Origin of the sequence: Wolbachia endosymbiont (group A) of Lasioglossum morio (assembly GCF_947250585.1) — a bacterium.
GTDB lineage: Bacteria > Pseudomonadota > Alphaproteobacteria > Rickettsiales > Anaplasmataceae > Wolbachia > Wolbachia pipientis.
Genome location: NZ_OX366327.1, coordinates 500,003 through 522,495 on the forward strand (window position 1 = coordinate 500,003; position 22,493 = coordinate 522,495).

23 protein-coding genes and 2 pseudogenes are annotated in these 22,493 nt (G+C 35.7%); 17 read left to right on the forward strand and 8 right to left on the reverse strand.

Annotated features, from left to right (window positions below; genetic code table 11):
• Positions 1–4: 4 nt before the first annotated feature.
• The 4 genes from OOK89_RS02435 (at position 5) to OOK89_RS02450 (ending at position 2,314) form a co-directional block, all read left to right on the forward strand.
• Positions 5–553, forward strand: a complete 549-nt coding sequence (locus OOK89_RS02435) for a head-tail connector protein (protein ID WP_264719221.1) — start codon at positions 5–7, stop codon at positions 551–553.
• A gap of 135 nt (positions 554–688) precedes the next feature.
• A complete protein-coding gene (gp17, locus tag OOK89_RS02440; protein WP_264719222.1) occupies positions 689–1,099 on the forward strand; it encodes a tail completion protein gp17 in 411 nt (136 codons plus the stop codon).
• Positions 1,074–1,463 (forward strand): phage tail protein, encoded by a 390-nt coding sequence (locus OOK89_RS02445; protein ID WP_264719223.1) that lies wholly within the window; start codon positions 1,074–1,076, stop codon positions 1,461–1,463. The genes gp17 and OOK89_RS02445 overlap by 26 nt, the downstream gene beginning before the upstream one ends.
• Before the next feature lie 65 nt (positions 1,464–1,528).
• Entirely contained in the window at positions 1,529–2,314 is a 786-nt protein-coding gene (locus tag OOK89_RS02450) for a hypothetical protein (RefSeq protein ID WP_264719224.1), read from the forward strand.
• A 359-nt stretch (positions 2,315–2,673) separates the two neighbouring features.
• Here the strand turns inward: OOK89_RS02450 and OOK89_RS06600 are convergent.
• A pseudogene (locus OOK89_RS06600) lies at positions 2,674–3,760 on the reverse strand (IS3 family transposase).
• 209 nt (positions 3,761–3,969) lie between these two features.
• On the opposite strand from OOK89_RS06600, the gene OOK89_RS02475 reads away from it, so the two are divergent.
• The 3 genes and pseudogenes from OOK89_RS02475 (at position 3,970) to OOK89_RS02485 (ending at position 5,649) form a co-directional block, all read left to right on the forward strand.
• Positions 3,970–4,230 carry an HNH endonuclease signature motif containing protein gene (locus tag OOK89_RS02475; protein WP_151808131.1) on the forward strand — a complete coding sequence of 87 codons (261 nt, stop codon included), beginning with the start codon at positions 3,970–3,972 and terminating at the stop codon, positions 4,228–4,230.
• A gap of 95 nt (positions 4,231–4,325) precedes the next feature.
• A pseudogene (locus tag OOK89_RS02480) lies at positions 4,326–4,637 on the forward strand (nuclease/transposase family protein); the annotation flags it as partial.
• Between the two features lie 7 nt (positions 4,638–4,644).
• The gene (locus tag OOK89_RS02485; RefSeq protein WP_264719226.1) at positions 4,645–5,649 is read left to right on the forward strand and encodes an Mrp/NBP35 family ATP-binding protein; all 1,005 of its coding nucleotides are present in this window, start codon (positions 4,645–4,647) and stop codon (positions 5,647–5,649) included.
• Between the two features lie 378 nt (positions 5,650–6,027).
• Here OOK89_RS02485 and OOK89_RS02490 read toward each other — a convergent pair whose 3' ends face one another.
• The gene (locus OOK89_RS02490; protein WP_160142642.1) at positions 6,028–6,195 is read right to left on the reverse strand and encodes a hypothetical protein; all 168 of its coding nucleotides are present in this window, start codon (positions 6,193–6,195) and stop codon (positions 6,028–6,030) included.
• Between the two features lie 180 nt (positions 6,196–6,375).
• Between OOK89_RS02490 and ubiH the strand changes: the two genes are divergently transcribed.
• Together ubiH and OOK89_RS02500 are read left to right on the forward strand one after the other, a co-directional pair.
• Positions 6,376–7,524: a 2-octaprenyl-6-methoxyphenyl hydroxylase gene (gene ubiH / locus OOK89_RS02495; RefSeq protein WP_213863120.1), complete on the forward strand. Its 1,149-nt coding sequence runs from the start codon at positions 6,376–6,378 to the stop codon at positions 7,522–7,524.
• Positions 7,525–7,966: 442 nt separating this feature from the next.
• Positions 7,967–8,929, forward strand: a complete 963-nt coding sequence (locus tag OOK89_RS02500; protein ID WP_012673056.1) for an IS481-like element ISWpi4 family transposase — start codon at positions 7,967–7,969, stop codon at positions 8,927–8,929.
• Positions 8,930–8,931: 2 nt separating this feature from the next.
• Here OOK89_RS02500 and pth read toward each other — a convergent pair whose 3' ends face one another.
• Together pth and OOK89_RS02510 are read right to left on the reverse strand one after the other, a co-directional pair.
• Positions 8,932–9,480: an aminoacyl-tRNA hydrolase gene (gene pth / locus OOK89_RS02505; protein ID WP_006280288.1), complete on the reverse strand. Its 549-nt coding sequence runs from the start codon at positions 9,478–9,480 to the stop codon at positions 8,932–8,934.
• Complete coding sequence (locus OOK89_RS02510; RefSeq protein WP_010962412.1) at positions 9,480–10,091, reverse strand: 50S ribosomal protein L25/general stress protein Ctc; 612 nt, start codon at positions 10,089–10,091, stop codon at positions 9,480–9,482. Before OOK89_RS02510 ends, pth begins: the two co-directional genes overlap by 1 nt.
• Positions 10,092–10,236: 145 nt before the next feature.
• On the opposite strand from OOK89_RS02510, the gene OOK89_RS02515 reads away from it, so the two are divergent.
• Positions 10,237–10,536, forward strand: a complete 300-nt coding sequence (locus tag OOK89_RS02515; protein WP_065094969.1) for an NADH dehydrogenase ubiquinone Fe-S protein 4 — start codon at positions 10,237–10,239, stop codon at positions 10,534–10,536.
• 293 nt (positions 10,537–10,829) lie between these two features.
• On the opposite strand, the gene ftsL is transcribed toward OOK89_RS02515, so the two are convergent.
• Both ftsL and rsmH read right to left on the reverse strand, forming a co-directional pair.
• Entirely contained in the window at positions 10,830–11,141 is a 312-nt protein-coding gene (gene ftsL, locus OOK89_RS02520) for a cell division protein FtsL (RefSeq protein ID WP_007548286.1), read from the reverse strand.
• Complete coding sequence (gene rsmH, locus OOK89_RS02525; protein WP_182320089.1) at positions 11,138–12,082, reverse strand: 16S rRNA (cytosine(1402)-N(4))-methyltransferase RsmH; 945 nt, start codon at positions 12,080–12,082, stop codon at positions 11,138–11,140. The genes ftsL and rsmH overlap by 4 nt, the downstream gene beginning before the upstream one ends.
• A 218-nt stretch (positions 12,083–12,300) precedes the next feature.
• On the opposite strand from rsmH, the gene OOK89_RS02530 reads away from it, so the two are divergent.
• A complete protein-coding gene (locus OOK89_RS02530; protein WP_264705539.1) occupies positions 12,301–13,548 on the forward strand; it encodes an MFS transporter in 1,248 nt (415 codons plus the stop codon).
• Positions 13,549–13,575: 27 nt separating this feature from the next.
• Here OOK89_RS02530 and map read toward each other — a convergent pair whose 3' ends face one another.
• Together map and ftsA are read right to left on the reverse strand one after the other, a co-directional pair.
• The gene (gene map / locus OOK89_RS02535) at positions 13,576–14,358 is read right to left on the reverse strand and encodes a type I methionyl aminopeptidase (protein ID WP_038250362.1); all 783 of its coding nucleotides are present in this window, start codon (positions 14,356–14,358) and stop codon (positions 13,576–13,578) included.
• Positions 14,359–14,491: 133 nt separating this feature from the next.
• Positions 14,492–15,730: a cell division protein FtsA gene (gene ftsA / locus OOK89_RS02540; RefSeq protein WP_264719230.1), complete on the reverse strand. Its 1,239-nt coding sequence runs from the start codon at positions 15,728–15,730 to the stop codon at positions 14,492–14,494.
• A gap of 138 nt (positions 15,731–15,868) precedes the next feature.
• Here ftsA and def point away from each other — a divergent pair, with 138 nt between their 5' ends.
• The 6 genes from def (at position 15,869) to hemB (ending at position 22,424) form a co-directional block, all read left to right on the forward strand.
• Positions 15,869–16,408 carry a peptide deformylase gene (gene def, locus OOK89_RS02545; protein WP_264719232.1) on the forward strand — a complete coding sequence of 180 codons (540 nt, stop codon included), beginning with the start codon at positions 15,869–15,871 and terminating at the stop codon, positions 16,406–16,408.
• A complete protein-coding gene (locus tag OOK89_RS02550; protein WP_264719233.1) occupies positions 16,398–17,219 on the forward strand; it encodes a uracil-DNA glycosylase in 822 nt (273 codons plus the stop codon). The genes def and OOK89_RS02550 overlap by 11 nt, the downstream gene beginning before the upstream one ends.
• A 941-nt stretch (positions 17,220–18,160) precedes the next feature.
• The gene (locus OOK89_RS02555; protein ID WP_006279675.1) at positions 18,161–18,373 is read left to right on the forward strand and encodes a hypothetical protein; all 213 of its coding nucleotides are present in this window, start codon (positions 18,161–18,163) and stop codon (positions 18,371–18,373) included.
• 5 nt (positions 18,374–18,378) lie between these two features.
• Positions 18,379–20,427, forward strand: coding sequence for an NADH-quinone oxidoreductase subunit NuoG (gene nuoG, locus OOK89_RS02560; protein WP_458694373.1), 2,049 nt, complete (start codon positions 18,379–18,381; stop codon positions 20,425–20,427).
• Positions 20,411–21,436 carry an NADH-quinone oxidoreductase subunit NuoH gene (gene nuoH, locus OOK89_RS02565; RefSeq protein WP_264719235.1) on the forward strand — a complete coding sequence of 342 codons (1,026 nt, stop codon included), beginning with the start codon at positions 20,411–20,413 and terminating at the stop codon, positions 21,434–21,436. The genes nuoG and nuoH overlap by 17 nt, the downstream gene beginning before the upstream one ends.
• Positions 21,429–22,424, forward strand: coding sequence for a porphobilinogen synthase (hemB, locus tag OOK89_RS02570; protein WP_264719236.1), 996 nt, complete (start codon positions 21,429–21,431; stop codon positions 22,422–22,424). The genes nuoH and hemB overlap by 8 nt, the downstream gene beginning before the upstream one ends.
• Positions 22,425–22,493 lie beyond the last annotated feature (69 nt).

The window sequence follows — 22,493 nt, forward strand, 5'->3', positions numbered from 1 at the left end:
TATTATGTCAATAAGATCTACTTCACCAAGAATATCTGTGCAACGTAAATCTAAGCCTGAATCTTTTCCAGTTACTTTAGAAGAGGTTAAATCTTTTCTACGTATTGAGAACAACCAGGATGATAAGTTGATTTCAGATCTAATTTTTATGGCAACTGATTATGCTGAGTGGCATATGGAAAAGTCACTAGTGAAACAAACATGGCAAGTTTCATATGAAGATTATGTACCTCGTAGGATCTATTTAAGCTATGGCCCTGTGAGTAAGATAGTATTGGCTACTGCAATGATGTCTAAAAATCAAGAGAAGAGTACACTTAAGTATTATTTTAGCGATGTAGGGGGCTACGTTGAGTTTTTCAATTATTTGAATGCAATAAGAGTTGATGTTGTATACGAAGCTGGTTATGACAATGTTCCTGAGCAGATAAAACTAGGTATTATGCGGCATGTTTCTGCTCTTTACAAAAATCGTGAATCGGAGGTAAGTAGCCATTTGTCTGAAGTGAAGAAGGTATATTCTCCGTTTCGCGAACCAAAGGTTGTTTTGTAGATAAGGATGAAATATAGCTAAAGTAAATAAGACTTGCCAACGTCATACCGCGATTCATTCGCGGTATCTCTTAACATAGATCCCGCTAACAAGCAGCGGGATGACGAGTTTCTATATATCTTTCGAGGGTTAATCATGGAAAAAATTCAAGCTATAAACGAGTTGTACAATAGCGTTTATGCAGCACTAAAAGCAAATTCTGATTTAAGGAAATATGTTACTAACATTTATGACTACTTACCTAAACAGGTCACCATTCCTTACTTGAGATTGCGCGCAGTGAATTATAGCAACCTGCATATGCTGTCCAATTTTGCTACAAAGGCAAGATTTTCATGCGACATATATACTTATCATATAGACAGTATGTTTGCCATTATAAGGCATATTAACTTGATACTTAAGAGCATTGAAGGTTTTAGTAGTGAGGTCATTTTAGAAAGTAATTGTGCTATGGATCAGCACGATGAAATTTTACATTCAACAATTAATTTTGATATTTTAATAAAAGGAGGTGATAATGAGCAAATTACAGCTAAAAATTAAAGGTCATGACAATAATTTTATTGTGTTAAATAATATAAGAAACCTAAGGTTTACTTTGCGTAATAACAGAGAAGAGGTGAAAGATATTTCTTCTTTTGGCTGGAGGAAAGTGCTCGATTGTGCTGGAAGCAGACACATTACGATAAAAATTAATGGAATTTTAGACTCTGTATTAGCTGATGAATTATTACGTAATTCTGCTATGCTAAACTCTAATAATGATTATGAAATTAGTTTTAATGCTAAAGAAAAGATCAGATTACGATGTTCAATTGAACTGTATGAGAGGTATTATGATCCTGTTACTTTTGACAGCTTTACTGTAGTTTTAACTAGTGCTGAAGTTGTAAACGCTTTTCATTAATGTTAATTTAATTTTTTCATATACAATAGTAACTGGTGAGAATTTTAACTAAATTAAAAAAAATCATGAACGACAAAGACCTTTTCGAGGAAGACGGTGATGATATTGAAGAAAATAACGATGATAAAAGAGAGAGAAGTTTAGAAAATGAAAATCAGCAAAATCAAGAAGAACAACACAAAGAGGAAGATAAGCAATACATAATACAGTATATTCAAGACTATTTGAAAGTTTTTGAGGATATTCTAAATCAGATCGACGAAGGAATTGATAATTCGGATAGTTACGAAAGGACTATGCAAATAAAGCGAAGCATAGACAGGCTCATAGAGACTTTATATAGTCAGGCTGCGTCTGAAGATATTGATGCAGAATTTGAAACCACAAAGCATACTCGTGATAAATCAGAATCTATGAAAAGAGTTAGAGAGAAAAGAAGGAAGCAAGTGATAGAAGAAGTATTAAGTAGCATGTTTGCCCAGCAACAAAAGGAGCTAATGAACGCTAAACACTTAAGTCATGGACATGAAACAGCAAAAGATGGGGATGTCCACGAAGCAAAGGAAAAAGTGAAGTCTTCAATCAGGGGAGTGTTGTTTTCGGTGATTGCTCATAGGATGGATCCAAGAAGGAGGGCAGGGGAAACTGCTGACGGTAACGAAAAGCAAGCTCATATACATGGCAGGGAAGCAGTTGGTGGAGTTTTAGGTGCATTGTTAAAGACATTTTTAACAGCAGTTACTGCCGTTGTGCGCGAAATTACTAAGCCACTTCAGAAACAGGAAACATCTTTTGCAAAACAAGTTGAAGAAAGCAGAAACGCAGATTCACAAAAGGGTCGATCTGTGTAGATTTCTCCTTGTAATAATCTTTCGATTCTACTGTCTGTTAATTCAAATTAGGGTTATAAAATTTTAGAAGCCAGCTCTTATATAACCAATTTATAGCAAGAAATTACGATACAAAAATCAGCGTCCGTTAGAAAATAAACATAACACAGGGTGATAGAGTTGCCCCTATCCATAAGCGTCAGTTAAGCTCAAAATTGTAAGCTTAAAATATGGTTGAATAATTATTAATAATAGTATATAATTATTAACGTTTTTCAGGCATTTTGTTATGGGTGCGCCAAGTAAGCGTTTAGAATACAGTTGGTGAAAATCCAACGGACCTTACCCAGAAAAAGTGGAGAGAAAGTTTGGAATGTTTTTCACAAAAAGAATGATGCATCAAATTGTTCTGGAATGCAATAGTTAATAGTGACGTTGTTTGTTATAAAAAATTTCTATGTATTCAAATATTGCAGTTCTAGTGTGTTGAGCAGAGTGTTGTGAAGTATCAATAAGTATTTCTCTTTTCAATGAGCTAAAGAAGCTTTCTGCAACAGAATTGTCGTAACAACAGCCTTTATTACTCATCTATATTCTTTACAGCTAAGAGATATTGATACCCTTGCGCAGTATATTGTGAACCTTGGTCACTGTGCAGCAGTAGATTTTTAACAGGTTTACGCCTATTAATGGCCATTAATAAAGAGTTCATAACCAATTGTTTATTTATTGCACTACTCATTAACTACCATACGTGAGAATTATTGCTGCCAAATATAGCCATCCCTCCTTGGTTTTGATGTAAGTAATCCCATACTTTATTTGGTTGATCAACAATAAAGTTTTGATCTAGTATATTGGGAGCTACAGCTCTATTATCTGTTTGTTGTTTTTTAATTTTAAACTTTCTTCTCAGTATAGCCCTGATGTCATTTTTCTGCATAATACTTTGCACCGTTTTCAAATTGCAACTTTTACCCAAAGCCTTCAATTCAGCATGAATTTTAGGAGCTCCATATCTACATTTAGAAACTTGATATATTTTTTGAATAGCTTCGAGTAGCTCTTTATTCGCTGATTCTCTACTGCTTATTTTTCTTGTGGTCCACTTATAGTAGCCACTAGCAGAAAATCCTACATAATTCCTGTACTTTATAGCAGTTACTATATAAAAAAATATTTTACTCTTTTTGACTGGCCAGGGCTTTTTTTTAAATGTCTCTTTCCCTTGTTACTCTTGCTTTGTAAATCAAACCTCTCTTTGTCGTAAGGAGCCATGTTACCTCTACCTGGAAATGCATCTGCTGCCGACTTTTTTTCGTTGTGTTTCTTTATCCATTTTCCTAATAAACCACCCTTTATTCCTAAATCTCTTGCTATTTTTGTAATTGTTTGACCTGCCTTTCTTTGTTCATTTGCCAGTTTAACAGCTTCCAATTTGAATTCTGCCGTATATTCTCTTACCATTTCTAATCCTCCAAAATTTTATTTTACCCAAAAAAACTCTTTTCTTTCTCTCCACTTTTTCTGGGTAAGGTCAGTCTTTAGGCACCCAAACAAAGGGAAATGCTGGATAAAAAGAAAATACTTTAAAAAGTATAATAACGATAACTGGCGTTTTATGACAAGTAACAAGATACATCTTATTATACACAGCGATCATGTTATTAAACAAAGTGCAAAAAACCAGATCTCCATATGATGGTGATTGGGTTTATTGGGGTAAACGTCTGAGAAAAATACCAGATAAGCCATTAAGAGTAATAAAACTATTGAAGTTACAACAAAGTAAATGTGATAATTGTAGACTATGGTTTAAAAGTGATGATACAATAGAAATACATCACAAAGACCGGAATAGACGAAACAACATGATCAAAAACTTATCTTTGTTACATGGACATTGTCACGATGAATTACACAGGAGGTGTGCATGAAAAGCTCCAAATTGGAGAGAAGCCGTATGAGGCGCAAAGTCTCACGTACGGTTTTGAAGTCGAGTGAGGAGGGGCGACCTTCTTCACTTAGACAACAATATGCAGATGAAACTACGGAAGAAGACTTAAGGAAAATAGCAGAAAAAGCACCAATAATAAAGTTAGCCTACGATGAATTAGACAGGTTTAGCTGGAATGAAAAAGATTTAGTAGCATATGAAGAAAGAATAATGGATCTGCGGAAAGAAGAAGGCATCCTCGCTAAAAAACTTGATGAGGGAAAGATTGAAGGAAAGATTGAAGTAGCAAAAAACCTACTTAAGGCTGACATCTCTATTGATATTATCTCTCAGACAACCGGCCTTCCTCAAGCTGAGATTAAACGACTTCAGGAAGAAATCACCTAAAAGGCTAATGATCAACGAAAAAATTGTAAGAGAGAACTTAAAAAAAGTCATAGAGCAAAAAAGCGGTAAAGATGTGATCGCTCTTGGCATAATATCCTCAATTATTATTAAAGGTCAAGATGTTGGTTTTGTGCTTGAAGTTGCCGGTAACACGCAAGCAAATGAAGAATTAAGAAGAAATTGTGAGCAAGCTGTTAAAGCTATACCGGGGGTGACAAAAGTGACCGTGGTTGCTACTTGTCAAAAACAAACTGGGCAACAAAAAGCTAAATTATATATCGAAGGAGTGAAAAATATAATCGTTGTGGCCTCTGGTAAAGGCGGTGTGGGCAAGTCCACAGTTGCGCTAAATCTTGCTCTCTCATTAGCAAAGTTAAAACACAAAGTTGCGCTGGTTGATGCAGATATATATGGTCCTTCAATTCCTAAAATGCTTGGCGCTGAAAAATTAAAGCCAGAAATACAGGATAGTAAAGCAATGCCTATAGAAAAGTATGGACTGCATACTATTTCAATTGGCTATTTTATCGATAAAGATCGTGCAGCAATATGGCGCGGACCTATGATTACAAAAGCACTTTATAGTCTGCTAATGGGAACAAAATGGTCCGATATAGAGTATTTGATAATTGATACACCACCTGGAACTGGCGATGTGCATTTAAGTCTTATGGAAAATTTTAACTTAACTGGGGCGATAATAGTTTCAACTCCACAGGAGCTCTCTTTAATCGATGCTCGCAAAATTTATGATATGTTTACAAAGCTCAGCGTACCGGTTATTGGCATTGTAGAAAATATGAGTTATTTCATTCAAAGCGGCTCAAAAATATACATATTTGGAAAAGACGGTGCAAAAAAAATGTCTGAGGAGCTGGGCATCAAACTTCTAGGCAGAGTTCCTCTAGATCCACAAATATGCCATGCTTCTGATTGCGGAAATCCTTTAATGTTAAGTGAGGATTTGGCAGAGATTTATGAAGACATTGCTCAAAGTATAGTTAAACAATAGAATAAGCGTGAGAAACATGCGAATCAAAGTCCTCTTTTGTTAGTTACAAAATAGACTGCTTGCATAACCATTATTTACATGAAAAATTAGCAGCTTTTGTCATTCCAGCGCGTGACGCTGGAATCCAGAAAAAAAGAAGAATGGATCCCAGTGGGCTTTGTTGCATCGCTAGCTATGATGGATTAAAGATAAAAAAGGTGGAGAATATCAGTAGCTTATTATTCTGGTATTTATAACAAGAACGGTCAGTGAATACCTAAATTTGAGTAAAAGAAATTTCACTACCACTCACTAATCTGGCTAAAATTCAAGAATTTCAATGCTTTAGCTATTTTCAATAGAATTAAATTTATTAATATAAATAACAAATTACTATTCTTAAATTTGATCAGATTGATTGCAAAAAAACAAGATTTTCAATAAGTTGCTTATAATCCTAATTATAGTTAGCCTTTCATAAGTAGCGATGCAACAAAGCCATCCCAGTGTCAAGCACTGGGATGACACCTTTATGTTTGAGGCAAAACCGGCCATAGCATTTAACACACTGCCTTCGCAAAATGTTCGTACAGTTGTTCGTTACGTGCTGGAATGACAAGGTGGAGTGTCTTTAGATGTCATCCAAGTAGCTGACACTGGGATCTAAAAAATTTAATTTATATATAAAGTTTGTTTAAACTATTTTCAAAACAGATAAAATATAATTTTACAATTAGCGTAAATAAAATGAATTATGATGTAATCATTTCAGGTGGTGGGTTACTTGGTCTTATTACTGCCATTGGCCTCAGTTGTGACTCTGTGTCTGTAGCTGTGATTGAAAAAAATAGTCTACCACGTGTAGTAGATGATAATCGAGCATTTGCTATTTCTCAAGGCTCGAAAAAAATATTGGAAAAGTTAGGGATTTGGCAGTTTGTGGAAAGTGAAGCTGAGCCAATACTTGATATATGCATATTAGATGCGGTTACTGTGCATTACAATCATAAAATGGTTAGCGAAGAGCCAATGGGTTATGTTATCAACAATGCTACTATATGGAATGCAATCAACAATAATTTTCTAAATAAACTGAATATATACTCTCCACATTCCTATAAAACAATTGCTTGTGATTCAGGATATGTGGAAGTGATTCTTGATAATAACCAGGAATTAATATCATCGCTACTTATCTGTGCTGAAGGCAAAAACTCTAAATTACCAGAGTTATTTTCTATACCGACAGTGAAATTTGACTATAAACAAAGTAGCATAGTATTTAATGTAAAGCATGAACTGCATCACCAAAACTTAGCTGTGGAGCGTTTTTTCCCTGGCGGTCCATTTGCAATTCTACCGATGAAGGGTGGCTATACTTCTTCGATAGTTTGGACAGAAAAATCTGAAATTTCAAAAATGCTAATGGATCTGTCTGAAGAAGAATTTATTATAGAGCTTAAAAAAAGATTTGGTTCTTATTTAGGAGAGATAAAATTAGAGGGTGAAAGAAAACTTTATCCTTTAAGTTTTGCTTTCGCAAAAAAGTTATATAAGGGTAGAGTTTTGCTTATCGGCGATGCAGCACATTCAATTCATCCAGTTGCAGGTCAAGGGCTTAATCTTGGAATTAGAGATGTAGAAAGTGTTATAAAGCACGTAGTTGCTGCAAAAGCGGCTGGTACTGATGTTGGCAGTAGTTATTTATTAAAGAAAATTTCACGTAACAGATACTTTGATAATTTTACAATGGCGCTTGCAACTGATGGATTAAATAGGATGTTTTCCAACAGAATATTCTGCGCTAAAGCACTAAGAAATCTTGGCTTGATTGCAGTTGAAAATTCAAATTTCCTCAAAAAACGCTTCATTCGGCATGCTATGGGATTTATATAAATCACTATTTTATAGTTAATGCAAGTCAGGTTTCCCACGTCATACCGCCGCGGTATCTTGGCCGCTAACACGTAGCGGGATGACGAATGTATCTGTTTAGCAGTTGTGTTAAAAGTCAATAGAAAAATTGATGTAGCTGTGGATAAGTACTTTTATCTGTATAAACGTGCTTATCCACAGCTATACTGGCTCTTAGATAGAAACAGACAGAGAGTTATATTCCTCAGTAAAAACCCTGTCATCTCTGACTAAAGAGTTAGCAAGAATAAGCAATTTCCTCATGGCAGCAGTGGAAGCAATTTTATATGGCTTTTTATATTGACTATATAATCTAGTAAAGAAAGGTTTGATATAGGAATTAGGGGGGGAGGGGGGGATGTATGGTCCCAGAGTGTGATGGTATGATAAAATATGAGAAAACAATACCATCAAAGGAGGAATTATGGGACAAATATTACATGGGTGCGCCAAAACAACAGAGACAATTCGTAGAGCAATACAAAATAGTAAAGAGAGCATAGCAAAACTCTCCAGGTACTATAACCTTAATCCAAAAACTATCATTAAATGGAGAAAACGGTCTTTTGCCAAAGACGCTGATATGGGTCCGAAGCATGCAAGATCAACTGTTTTAACTTTAGAAGAGGAGGCTGTAATTGTTGCATTTCGTAAGCATACTCTATTGCCATTAGATGATTGTCTCTACGCTTTGCAAACCTCAATCCCACACTTGACTCGCTCTAGTCTACATCGTTGCTTACAGAGGCACAGCATTAGCAGACTACCAGATGTTGATGGCGAAGTTAAACCAAAAAAGAAATTCAAACAATATCCTATAGGCTATTTCCATATTGATATTGCAGAAGTCAGAACAGAAGAAGGAAAGTTATATTTGTTTGTTGCAATAGATAGAACATCCAAATTTACGTATGTTGAGTTGCATAAAAGTGCTACAAAACCTATAGCTGCTGAGTTTCTACGTAATTTGATTAAAATTTTACCATATAAAATCCACACTATTTTGACAGATAACAGTGTACAATTTACCAACCAAAAACGCCATAAATACGCTTTTCAACATATATTTGATAGAGCTTGTGAAGAAAATGACATTGAACACCGTCTAACAAAAGTTAGCCATCCTTGGACAAATGGGCAAGTTGAGCGTATGAACAAAACTTTAAAGAATGCCACTGTTAAGAAGTATTACTATCAGTCTCACCAGCAACTCAAAGAGCATCTTTATGACTTTGTTATGGCCTACAATTATGCTAAAAGACTCAAAACTCTTAAGGGTCTTACACCTTTTGAGTTTATATCTTTACAGTGGACAAAATCTCCTGAATTGTTCATACTAAATCCACACCATCACACTCTGGGACCATACACTCCCTGTGTTTCGTAATATTATACAATCAAATTGATAAAAGCTGTATTATCTCCTTGCAGCATTAAGTGTATATTTTTTGCTATTTTTTCCACTAAGGGAGTAACATTATCAAAATTTGAAAATTTTGATAACACATAATCTGCTAAGCTTCTTTGATCTTCAGGTCTACCCACTCCAAATCTCAAGCGCCAATAATCGTTGCCAATAAAACTATCTATGGATTTAAGTCCATTATGTCCAGCAGAACTACCACCTTTCTTTACTTTTATTCTTCCAAGTTCCAAATCAGCGTCATCATGTATGACAACGATATTATCTAGCGATAATTTGTAAAAGTTTCGTATTTTTGCAACAGGGATGCCTGAATTATTCATAAATGAATAAGGCTTTATTAACATGATTTTATTATCATTAATCATGCCAGAGGTTATCAGATAATCGGCTTTTTTAGAGAACAACTGAAAACCCCAATATTTGCAGATTGCATCAACGGTGATGAAGCCGATATTATGATGAGTTAGCTCATATTGACTGCCAGGATTACCAAGCCCAACTATCAGGTGCACTATTCCTCTGTTTCTGCTTGAGGTTCTTCAACGTCACTATCGGCAGCAGAAATTGTAACAATGGTAAAATTTTCTTCTTCATGAGCTACAAACTTAACACCTTCTGGTAATTTTACATCATTAATATGTATAGACTGGCCAATCATTTTACCGGATAAATCAACTTCAATAACCTGAGGTATTTTATCAGGAGAGCATTTAACAGCAATAGAACGACACAAAACATTAAGCACTCCACCTAATTTGATTCCTGGAGCTTTACTTTCATTCACAAATGATAGAGGTATGTCTATTTTAATTTCACTGCCTTTATCAACAAACTGAAAATCAACATGTTGCACAGTATCCTTTACTACATGCAATTGGATATCGCGAACAAGAGCATATTCCTTTTTGCCCGAAATATTCAGCTCTATCAAATGTGCAGAAAGAGAGCCTGACTTATATTGCTTTGTGAATTCCTTTGCAGACAATGTCAAATTTACATTATCATGGCCCTTTCCATATATGATTCCAGGGATGTTTCCTTTCTTCCTTAGAGAATGCATCGCTTTTGTTTTTGTTATATCACGTAACTCTGCATTAATTGTTACTATTTCCTGTTGCGTCATCGGTTACTCCTATTCAGCTAATCCTTTTAATATAATTTAATAATAATATAACATAAAAATATTTATTTCAAACTTCATTCTTTCATACTAATTGTTTGTGAAAGGATTTATTTAGATATATATTTAAGCTTATTTAACAAGAACTATGGGCATTGACGATAAAGTAGTTTTTAGGATTTATAGACCAACAAGAACTGCAACACAATCTGGTTTAGGTAATACAAATTTCTGGCACCTGAAAATTGAATCTGGCTCTTACTACATTGAACCTTTAATGGGCTGGGTTGGCTCAAAAGATCCAAAAAAACAGATTGTATTAAAGTTTGATTCTCTTGAAAAAGCAGTATTCTACGCAAAAAAACGCAACGTTAAATACATAATTGAAATGCCAAAAAATGTTAAGAGGCTGCCAAAATCTTACGCAAGCAATTTCATACTAAAGTAAGTTGCACAACAAATGGTGTTATGCAAGTAGCTGACACTGCTCTCCTTTGTCATCCCAGTGCCCAGACACTGGGATCCAGGAATTTTATTAAGTTGGTAAGCATAAAAATAGCTGTTTTACGTTAAAATACAATGTTTTTGATGATTATGGAAAGACTGGATCCCAGTGTCAAGCACTGGGATGACACCATTTGTTGTAAACTCACTTTTACTCTATGGTCTTGCCGCTATCCTGAACGGATACAAAGTAAGTTTTACTGTGATGTGCTCATCTGTAAAAAATAAGACTTAATCTCACTGTTGATCATGGATTTTAAGTTGTGCTAGCACACTGCGGCCATTTAAAGAGTCAAGATTTTTAACCTGGCTAGCCAGTATTAAAGAGTTATTTTTCAGGTATTTCTTTACAAGGCTTGCAAGTCTTTTTGGATTATTCAAATAGCTCCACTCTGCTTGTAAAACTTTTATATCACTTTGTACTAAATTAATTTCACTTTTTATTTTTATTAGCTCTCTATTTAACGACTGAACATGTAATTTTACCTTAAATAGTCCTACAATGCTAAGAAAAAACATAACTATTGAGATGATGCAGAAAGTTCTCACGACAACCTCTGTATAGCTCTTAGTTTTGCTGAGCGTGAACGCGGATTTGCACTTACTTCTTCTATACTTGCTTCGATCACTTTTTTATTTAGCAGAGAGAATGTCTTGCAATCAGTAGCACATAAATCTTTAAAAAAAGTTTTGACTATACGATCTTCTAAGGAATGAAAGGTGACAACAATTAATTTGCCATTCTCACTTAAAATCTCAGATGCAGCTTTAATACCCTTTTCAAGTTCTCCCAGCTCATCGTTTACCCATATTCTGATTGCCTGAAATGTTCTGGTTGCAGGATCAATTTTGCTTTTTCCACGAAATACCACGGAACGTACAATATCCGCAAGCTCAAATGTAGTTTTGATAGTTTTCTTCTTCCGTGCATTTATTATTGCTCTTGCAATTTTGCGAGAATGACGTTCGCCTCCGTAGTTATATATAGTATTTGCGATTTCTTCTTCGCGTAAAGCGTTAACAAACGTTGAAGCGTTTATATAAGAAGAGTTATCCATACTCATATCGAGTGGACCATCATGTAAAAATGAGAACCCTCTATCTCCGTTATCAAGCTGCATAGATGAAACTCCGATGTCAAAGACCACTCCATCCACTCCGTTTGATGTCATTCCAGCGTGTGACCAGTTATTTTTTCCAGTATCAAGTACTGGGATGACAGGAGATGGCTCAACGCTGCTTAGTATACTTTTAATATTACTAAACTTCTCAATGAATAGTTTTATTCTATCTGGATATCTAATGCTTAAATCATCATAAAACTTAGTTACCGTTTCATCTCTATCAATTGCATATACTTTGCAATCAGCTGACTCCAATACTGCTTTGCTATACCCTCCAGCTCCAAATGTGGCGTCCACATATATACCACCATCCTGCGGTGATAGTAGTGATAGCATCTCTTTTAACAAAACTGGAGTGTGTGTCATATCAAAAAATTTAAGTACAGTTGGTGTAGATATCCTACTCTACTCTACTCTTCACATCAATTTTATTTATGTACATAGATTTTCTTGCCAAAATATGGTATCTTATCGGAATATATGAGCAATAATATTAAAATTAAGGTTTAATATTGTTAATATAATATTCACATAACGTTCACATTTTTTTTTATATATAAGATCAAACAGGCTATAGGGAAATTATGCAGCAAATAACAAAAGTAATATTTTCAAGTTTGATTTGTAACACTTTATTGTGGTATGACCACATGCTTTTTGGCCACTTAATAAACATAATAGGTGGTGTGTTTTTTCCATCGGATGATCAACTAACCAGCGTATTGAAGGCTTTTGGAGTGTTTGCAGTGGGTTTCTTAATGAGACCAGTCGGTGCTGCTATATTTGGTCACATTGGTGATAAACATGGCAGAAGAGTTGCCTTATTGCTCTCGATTATATTAATGACTTTATCAACCGTATTAATTGCTTTTGTTCCAGGTTATCAAAGCATTGGAATACTAGCGTCAATGCTGGTAGTGTGTTTAAGATTATTGCAGGGTATATCTCTTGGAGGAGAAGCAGGAAATGCACCATTTTTAATAGAACATGCTCCTAAAAACAAAAAAGGATTTTTTGGCAGCATTGAGGTATTAAGTGCAATTCTTGGTTCAATATTAAGCCTGATAGCGGTACTCATATGCAAAAAAGTATCTGATTTTGAATCTTGGGGGTGGAGATTACCTTTCATTTTCAGTTTAGCAATGGGATTAATCAGCATATATATGAGATATATACTTGATGAAAGCCCAGAGTATAAAAGACAAAAAAATCCGTCTAAATTGCCACTAAAAGAGTTATTAAACAATTACAAAAAGCCTGTTCTAATATCAATAGGTATTGACTTGGTTGAAAATGCGTCTCTCTATATATATTTGGTATTTTTCAATGTGCTTACGAATAAAATATTAACAGTAAATACTCATTTTAATCATATAGTGGAAATACTGAGTCAAATTGCGCTCGGAGGATTGACAATATTATTTGCTATACTTTCTGATAAGGTAGGAAGAGAAAAAGTTATGAAATTTGCATTTATAGCTTTTGTAATAGTAAGTTATCCAGTTTTTTCAATGTTATGTAGTGGCAATTACTTGCTGGCACACATTCTTTTTATAATTCCAATAGCTGCATCGCTTGGTCCTGTCAGTGCACTTATGTGCGAATTATTTCCAACAAAGGTTCGGTACAGTGGATTTGGTTTATCAAGAAATATAGCTGCTGGATTTTTTGGCGGCCTTGCACCATTTATATGCACAACAATTATCAAGGTTACAGGACAAGAGACTTCAGCTAGTTTTTACATGATTTTCTGTGCATTAATTGGGCTAGTTGCTATATCGCAAATTAAGGGTGAGCTTTCTTCAAAATTACCCAAAGTAAACCAAGTATAGTTGCAGTATAGCAGAATTTAAAAAAATCTAATTATAAGGCGGGAAGTGCCAATTTTTAGGTGATAATGTGAATATTTCAGCACCATCTTTTGTTACTCCGAGCGTATGTTCAAATTGAGCAGAAAGTGAAAGATCGCGTGTTGTCACTGTCCAATCATCGAGTTTACTGAGCAGAGTCTCATGTTTTCCAGCATTAATCATTGGCTCTATTGTAAAGAACATACCTTCCTTCAAGACGAGATTTTCATCTTGATCATAGAAATGCACTACATTTGGTGGAGCATGAAAGACTTTTCCTATACCATGTCCGCAGTAGCTGCGTACGATAGAATATCCAAAATCTTCAATATACTTCTCTATAGCAAGCCCTATTTCATTTAACTTATTGCCGGGCTTAACTTGTTTGATCGCTTCCATCAACGCATTATAAGTAGCGTCACATAAACGTTTTGCTTTTATTGATGGCTTGCCAATCCAAAACATGCGACTTGTATCACCATGCCAGCCATTTAAAATCACCGTAACGTCAATATTCAAAATATCTCCATCTTTAAGCGGTTTATCATCGGGAACACCATGGCACACAACTGCATTTTTTGAAGTGCAAATTGATTTTGGATATCCCCTATAATTTAGTGGTGCTGGAATTGCACCTGCATTAATTATAAAATCATGACATAGATCATTTAACTCATTAGTTGTCACCCCTATCTTTACGTACGGTGCAATGAAATCAAGAGTTTCAGCAGCAAGCCTGCCAGCCTTGCGCATAAATTTAAAATCTTCTTGTGAGTGTATAGTTATGTTCATATTTTCCATGTCTTATTGTAATTGGTACGCTTACTCGCAAGTACATAAACATAATAATTTTACATATTATAAAAATAAGTCCTATGGATCCTAGTGTCAAGTCATTTGTATGAAAAGTGGTAAAAACAGAAATCTAGACTGTAACTTTCGATTTAACCCAATTATACAATTTACTCATTTTACCATCTTGACCGAGCATTCCAGAGTTATTTTTATAAAAAGTGTCAACTATTAGCTTTATAGAGCCTATAGCAGCAGAAAATACAGGATTTTTATCATATTCGCCATCAAGACCGCTACAAGACTCAGGGCACCCAATTCGAACTTGCTTATTGAATATATAGCCTGCAATTTCCTTCATGCTTGTGAGTTGACTAGTTCCACCTGTGATCACTACTTTATTAATTGGATCTTTCTGCTCTTGAAATTGCTCTCTTACCATTTCAAGTATTTCTTCAACTCTTGGTCTTATGATGTTAATAAGCTCAGATTTGAATACTTGAGTAGGTTCATCATTTTCACTATTTTGGACTGTAATATATTCGTTCTCATCTATTGAAGTTACGATAGTGCTACCATACAGTATTTTTATATACTCTGCACGTTCTATGCTTGTGCATAGCCCGTAAGCAATATCTCGAGTGATATGAACACCACCAATTGGAACGCTGCTTGCATACACAAGTTTCCCTCTTTTGAAAATTCCAATTGCAGTGCACCCACCGCCTATATCAACAATAGCAGTCCCGAGCTCTTTTTCATCTTCACTGAGACACGCAAGACCTGCAGAATATGCAGAAGCAATACAACCTGCCATATTTAATCCACCATTATTGGTAATACAGTTTTCAATATTGGTAAGCGCTGGACGCGAAGCAGTGACAACATTAACATCAGCAGATAGTCTTTTTCCGTACAATCCACCAACTTCTTTTATGTCAGTCATGTCATCTAAGTGATATTTCAGTGGTATATTGTGAATGATAACATTTTCTTCAATATATTTCTCAAACGTCTGAAAAACTACACGTTTTATATCCCGGTCAGAAATTTCATGATTAGCTGCAATAATTTCATTATGTACATTGAAAGATGAGATGCCACATCCAGCAATGCTCACATATATCTGGTCTATAGTTTCCTCTGACACTTGCTCAGCTAAACCTATAGTTGATGAGATGGAGTAATTTGCGTGTTTTACATTAGTTATCGACCCACCGTTTACACCTTCTGCAATCTTATAACCCGTTCCTGTTACTTTATAGCTGAAGTTGCCATTTATCTTAACGATTAGACAAATAATCTTTGTTGTACCTATGTCTAAAACAGCAAAAACATTTCTCTTTGGTTTTGCTATTACTGCAGAGTACATTAGTTAACCTTATTACGCAATTTCATTTAAATTGTAGCTTTCTTTAATAATTTATATTTCTATTATAGATATAGCAACATTTTAATATACACTAAATTCTGGACAAAAGGAAAAGCAAAACATAGAATTATAATTTTTATGTCCATATTACCAATTGTAATTGCCCCTGATGAAAGACTAATCACACGTGCCAGTGAAGTAACAGATATAAACGATAAAATTAAAGAATTAGTAAACGACATGTTCGAAACTATGTATGATGCAGAAGGTCTTGGCCTTGCTGCAGTGCAAGTTGGAGTGTTAAAGAGAATTTTTGTTGTGGATGTTCAGCTAGAAACAATTGAAAATGAGCCAGCAGGATATGAATCAATTGGCAAATTTTGCATGATTAATCCAGAAATTACGGAATTATCTGATGAACAAGTGACTCTCAAGGAAGGGTGCCTTTCAATTCCAGAGCAAAGTCATGAAATTAAGCGTCCAAAGTATCTAACTGTGAAATATAAAGACTTAGATAATGAAGAACAAACACTAAAAGCTAGTGGTTGGCTTGCAAGGTGTATTCAGCATGAATTAGATCACTTAAACGGCATATTATATATTAGACATTTATCTAAATTAAAGTATGATATGGCCATGAAAAAAGCACAAAAGATTAAAAAGCAATATGAGCAATGAAGACCTAGAATTATTAAAATTTTACCATGAAGTGGGCGTTGATTGCACACTAACAGAGGGTGAAGAGGAAAAAAAGTTGGAGAGCAAAGAGGGTGTGCAACCCTCTGTTATCCAAACTGGGACCCAGAAGAAAGATGCAGATACGCGCTGGGGTGACACTAAAGATGGAAAAGACATGTTTCCAAGTGACTGGATAATCGAAGCAAGGAAACTTGCAAGCAAATGTAATAGTGTGGATGAATTAAGAAGTGCAGTGAAGTCATTTGAAGGTTGTGAAATAAAAAAAACTGCAACTAATACTGTCTTTTCCGATGGTAATCCAAACGCAAAAATTATGCTCGTTGGTGAAGCTCCAGGGGCAAATGAAGACCTTCAAGGCATACCATTTTGTGGTGCAAGTGGAATGTTGCTCGATAAAATGTTAAATGCAATCAATCTTGATCGCACCAAAGTTTATATAAGCAATACCGTATTTTGGCGCCCACCTGGCAATAGAAAACCAACCGACCTAGAGCTTGATATGTGCAGACCATTTGTTGAGAAGCATGTTGCACTAGTTTCACCACAGGTTTTGGTTTTAGTTGGTGGAATTGCGTGTTATAGCCTTCTTGACAGCACAAAAACTATATCGAATTTGCGTGGTAGATTTCATACGTACACTAACCAATATTTGTCCAATTCAATCACCACAGCCGCTATATTTCATCCAGCTTACCTACTTCGCCAACCGGCACAAAAACGTTTAGCCTGGGAGGACTTGAAGAAGATTAGGGAGTATCTTGATAACACCAATAACTGCACAAATACCTAATAAAGTGGTAGACCTCTTGCATAGTTTTTTGCAGCATGTTAACAATCGTTAGAAACGAAAAAACTTACTTGACAAACTCCGCCAGCCCCCTTATCATGAAACTGAAGCTATTGTATTTGCTTTCGCCAATCTGCAGATTAAAAGGTAAGGATTACTTAATGTATCGGCGTCTTATGTTCAATTTTTTGCAGTATATAGATACTGTATGTCTTTACAAAACTTCATCTACATCTAGATTTTTATCTAAATAAGCTGAACGCGCTTATAAAGCGTTACAAGACATCAAAAAATGCCAATACTCGACAGAGATAGTAAAAGACTAGCTAACTCGGGGATTCTTTGTCTTTTTTTCTGCTTAGTAAATTTCTTAAACATTTGCAGCGTAAGTTAGTTGCAATTAAAAGCAGCTTAATCTTGCTTGTCAAGCGTTTAAAACATAAAAAACGCCAATATTTTAAAGCGGATAATAACCCCAGGGCTTCTTTTGCCTTTTTTTTCATTTGGTAAATTTCTTAATGTTTATAGCTAAACGACAATCGTCATCCCGCTGCTTGTTAGCGGGATCTATGCTTTGAGATACCGCGAATAAATCGCGGTATGACGTAGAGCTCGCGTTAGCTACACTTTTATGCTTACCAACTCAGTATCCAATCAAAACCTGGATTTCAGTGTCAAGCACTGAAATAACACCGAAAGGGCTACTGCTGTCTTGGATGGAAACCAGTGTCAGCTACTTGAATCTGCCACGCAAATTGCCTGCAAATTGCAATGTTCGTACAGCTGTGCGTCATGCGCTGGAATGGCATCAAGGGGTAACTTTTTATTTAAACAATGATTGTAAAATGATTATAATAAGAGATCTATTGAAATTTTAAAGTTATTAAATATTGACGCTATATACTTAAGTGTTAAAATAGAATGAAAAGTTTTTAGGAGTTTATATGGCAGCAGGTGGGAAAGCAAAGACAGCTAGTAAAAATAACCCTACTCAGCGTAAGAAAGCTGAGCAAAAAATGTATAAAGATAAACCGGTAAAACCTGTTAGATATATAGATCGTGATTCGCGCATGAATTATATGTCTGCTCAATATGACAACGGCAATCTGGTTGAAGATGAGGTAAGCGGCAATCCTATAAAGTGGGAAGCTGTATAATAGTTGTGGTTAAAGTTACTATTAATTCTAAGGAATGTGAAGTAGAGCATGGGCTCACTATAATTCAAGCTTGTGAAGTCGTGGGCGTTGAAATTCCACGTTTTTGTTATCATGAGCGTTTAGCAATTGCTGGTAATTGCAGAATGTGTTTGGTTGAAGTGGAGGGTGGACCTCCAAAACCAGTAGCCTCTTGTGCAATGCCAGTTGCAGAAGGGATGGTTATTCACACTGATACCCCTAAGGTTAAAAAAGCACGTGAAGGTGTGCTTGAGTTTTTGCTAATTAACCACCCGCTTGATTGCCCAATTTGCGATCAAGGTGGTGAATGCGATTTGCAAGATATCACGATGGCTTATGGGAAAGGAACCAGCAGACTTGATGAGCATAAGAGGGCTGTGCCAAAAAAACACTTCGGACCACTGATTGAGACTGCGATGAATCGATGCATTCATTGCACTCGGTGTGTTAGATTTTTGTCTGATGTTGCAGGTACAAATGAACTTGGAGGAATCGGAAGGGGAGAAGATGTAGAGATTAGCACTTACATAAAAAGGCATATTAGTTCTGAATTATCTGGAAATATCATAGATCTCTGCCCGGTAGGGGCTTTAACTTCAAAGCCTTACTCCTTTACAGCGCGTCCATGGGAGCTATCACATTGTGAGACTATAGATGTGCTAGATGCTGTGGGTAGCGCAATTAGAGTTGATTATCGTGGCCCGGAGGTTATGAGGATATTACCAAGGCTGAGCGAAGAGGTAAATGAAGAATGGATATCAGATAAAACCCGCTTTGCCTATGATGGACTAAAAGTTCAGCGTCTTGATCGACCTTATATAAAAAAAGATGGTAAATTAGCCCCAGTTGATTGGAATGAAGCATTAACTGTTGCTGCAAAGAAATTAAAGAATACAAAATCAAATAAAATAGCTGCAATTGCAGGTGATTTAGCAGATTGTGAGTCTATGCTTCTACTTAAAGAAATGATGCAGAAGCTCGGCTCGGGAAATATAGATTGCAGGCAGGATGGTGCAAAACTTATACCAAATAATCGTGGATCGTATGTGTTCAATACCACTATTGAAGGTATAGAGAATGCGGATTTGTGTCTGCTTATAAATACAAACCCAAGGATAGAAGCACCGATCATTAACGTAAGATTGAGAAAGAGATATTTACAGGGCAACTTTCCTGTTGCAAGTGTTGGTCCTAACATTGAATATTTGTATCATGTTGAGAAATTGGGCGATAATCCTGATATTTTGAGTGAAATAGCAAATGGAAATCATAAGTTCTGTAAGCTGCTGAGTGCTGCTCAGAGCCCTATGCTGATTATCGGTCAAGATGCATTAGTAAGAGACGATTCTGAATCAATTCTAATTCTAGCTGGCAAAATTGCAGAAGAATTTAACATGGTCAGAGATGACTGGAATGGCTTTAATGTGCTGCATAAAGCTGCAGCAAGAGTTGGTGGGCTAGATATTGGGTTTGTTCCTAAAAAAGGCGAAAGGGATATTAATCAAATATTGGAACATGCAGAAAGTGGTGAAATAGAAGTGGTTTATCTTCTTGGTGCAGATGAAATTGACACATCAAAGTTAGAAAACACATTTGTAATTTATCAAGGTCATCACGGTGATAAGGGTGCACATGTGGCAGATGTTATCTTGCCTGGTGCTGCATATACAGAAAAATATGCAACTTATGTAAACACTGAAGGTCGAGTGCAAAGAACAAATTTAGCTGTATTTCCTCCAGGTGAAGCAAAGGAGGATTGGTTAATTATTAAAAATCTCTCGCAATATTTGGATCTTTCCTTACCATATGATAGTTTATTTGACGTAAGAAAAAAATTAGATACTATCGGTCCACAGTTTAGAAATGCTGATCAAGTGATAAAAAACACATGGGTACCAATCAGCAATGGTAAAATAAATTTAAGTAATACACCTTTTACTTTAAAGGAGTGTAATTTTTATATGACGGATTCAATAAGTCGCGCTTCAAAAATAATGGCAGATTGTACTAAAGCTTTTTATGAACACGCTAGTTAATATTTTATTTATTTTAGTACCGCTACTACTTTCAGTTGCATATTTGACATACTTTGAGCGTAAGGTCCTTGCTGCAATTCAACTGAGGCACGGCCCAAGTGTAGTTGGACCTTTTGGGCTATTGCAGCCATTTGCAGATGCTATTAAGCTCCTGATTAAGGAGCCGATAATACCATTTAGAGCGAGCACCATACTGTTCATTATGGCTCCAATGCTTACCTTTATCTTGGCATTAATTGCCTGGGCAGTTATACCGTTTGGTGCTGAAGTAATTGTAGAAAATGGCCAGCAAGTAGTTATTCCTAAGGTTATAGCAAATATTAATGTTGGAGTGCTTTATGTGCTAGCTATATCGTCGCTGGGAGTATACGGCGTGATTATTGCAGGCTGGTCAAGCAATTCTAATTATGCATTTCTTGGCGCTATACGGTCGGCTGCTCAGATGATTTCGTATGAAGTTTCAATAGGCTTAATAGTTGCTACAGTCGTTATTACCACTGGAACATTAAATCTTGGAGAGATGGTGGTAGCGAAACACAATATGCCATTTTGGGTTGATTTACTACTAATGCCTATAGGAATAATATTTTTTATTTCTTTGCTTGCAGAAACTAATCGTCACCCATTTGATTTACCAGAAGCTGAAGCAGAGCTAGTCTCTGGATATAACGTTGAATATTCATCCATGCCTTTTGCCCTCTTTTTTCTTGGAGAATATGCAAATATGATTTTAGCAAGTGCTATGATGACAATATTCTTTCTGGGGGGATGGTATCCTCCGTTAGAACTTGGTTTGCTTTATAAAATTCCAGGTTTAATTTGGTTCGTTTTGAAGATAGTTATACTTTTGTTTATATTTATTTGGATTAGAGCAACAATACCTCGTTATCGATATGATCAGCTAATGCGCCTTGGTTGGAAAGTATTTCTACCAATATCGGTGCTTTGGGTGATACTCATTTCAGGGGTGTTGCTCTTTACTGGGAACTTGCCTGGATCCAATGTTTAATTTTCCAAATACAAGATTAAGACGCAGGCGCTCGAGCAAATGGGTTCGCAATTTAACAAGTGAAAATAGTTTATCAGTAAATGATCTGGTTCTTCCTCTGTTTGTTCATGACAGAGAAGAAACAACTGAACCAATTTCTGGCTTACCAGGCGTAAAGTGTTATTCAATAGATGGATTAGTGTCTATAGTTAAGGAAGCTAAAGATTTAGGGATTAATGCTGTTGCAATTTTTCCTGTAGTTGATAGTAAACTAAAATCTGAAAACGCTGAGGAAGCATATAATTCTGACAACTTAATCTGCAGAGCAATTTGTGCTGTAAAATTAAAGGTACCTGAAATTGGTATTATTGCAGACATTGCATTGGATCCATACACTATTCACGGCCATGACGGCATTTTAAAAGATAATCAGATGGATGTAGAAAACGATGAAACTATATCAGTGCTGTGTAAGCAAGCGTTTGCTTTAGCGAAAGCAGGATGTGATATAGTTGCTCCTTCTGATATGATGGATGGTAGAATAGGAAGAATCAGAAAATCATTAGATGATAACAACTTTCAAGACGTATTAATATTATCTTATGCAGTGAAATACTGCTCTAGCTTCTATGCTCCATTCAGGCAAGTCGTTGGTTCATGTGGGCTATCACATTCTATAGACAAAAGTGGTTATCAAATGGATTATAAAAATGCGCGCGAAGCAATGTGCGAAATTGAAATGGATATAAATGAAGGTGCAGACTTTATTATGATTAAACCAGGTATGCCATATTTAGATATTATCAAAACAGCAAGTGATAAGTTTAATTTTCCGATTTTTGCTTACCAAGTAAGCGGTGAGTACGCAATGATAAAAGCTGCTGCAAATAATGGCTGGCTAGATTATGACAAGGTGATTTATGAATCTTTGATTGGTTTCAAACGTGCGGGTGCAAGTGCAATATTCACTTACGCTGCACTTGATATTGCAAAAAATTTAAGTGCATAAGCCCTATAAAATTATTAAATTTTTGGCGCACGTTCTTCTACTGTTGCTGCATATTACTTAAAGTTTTCC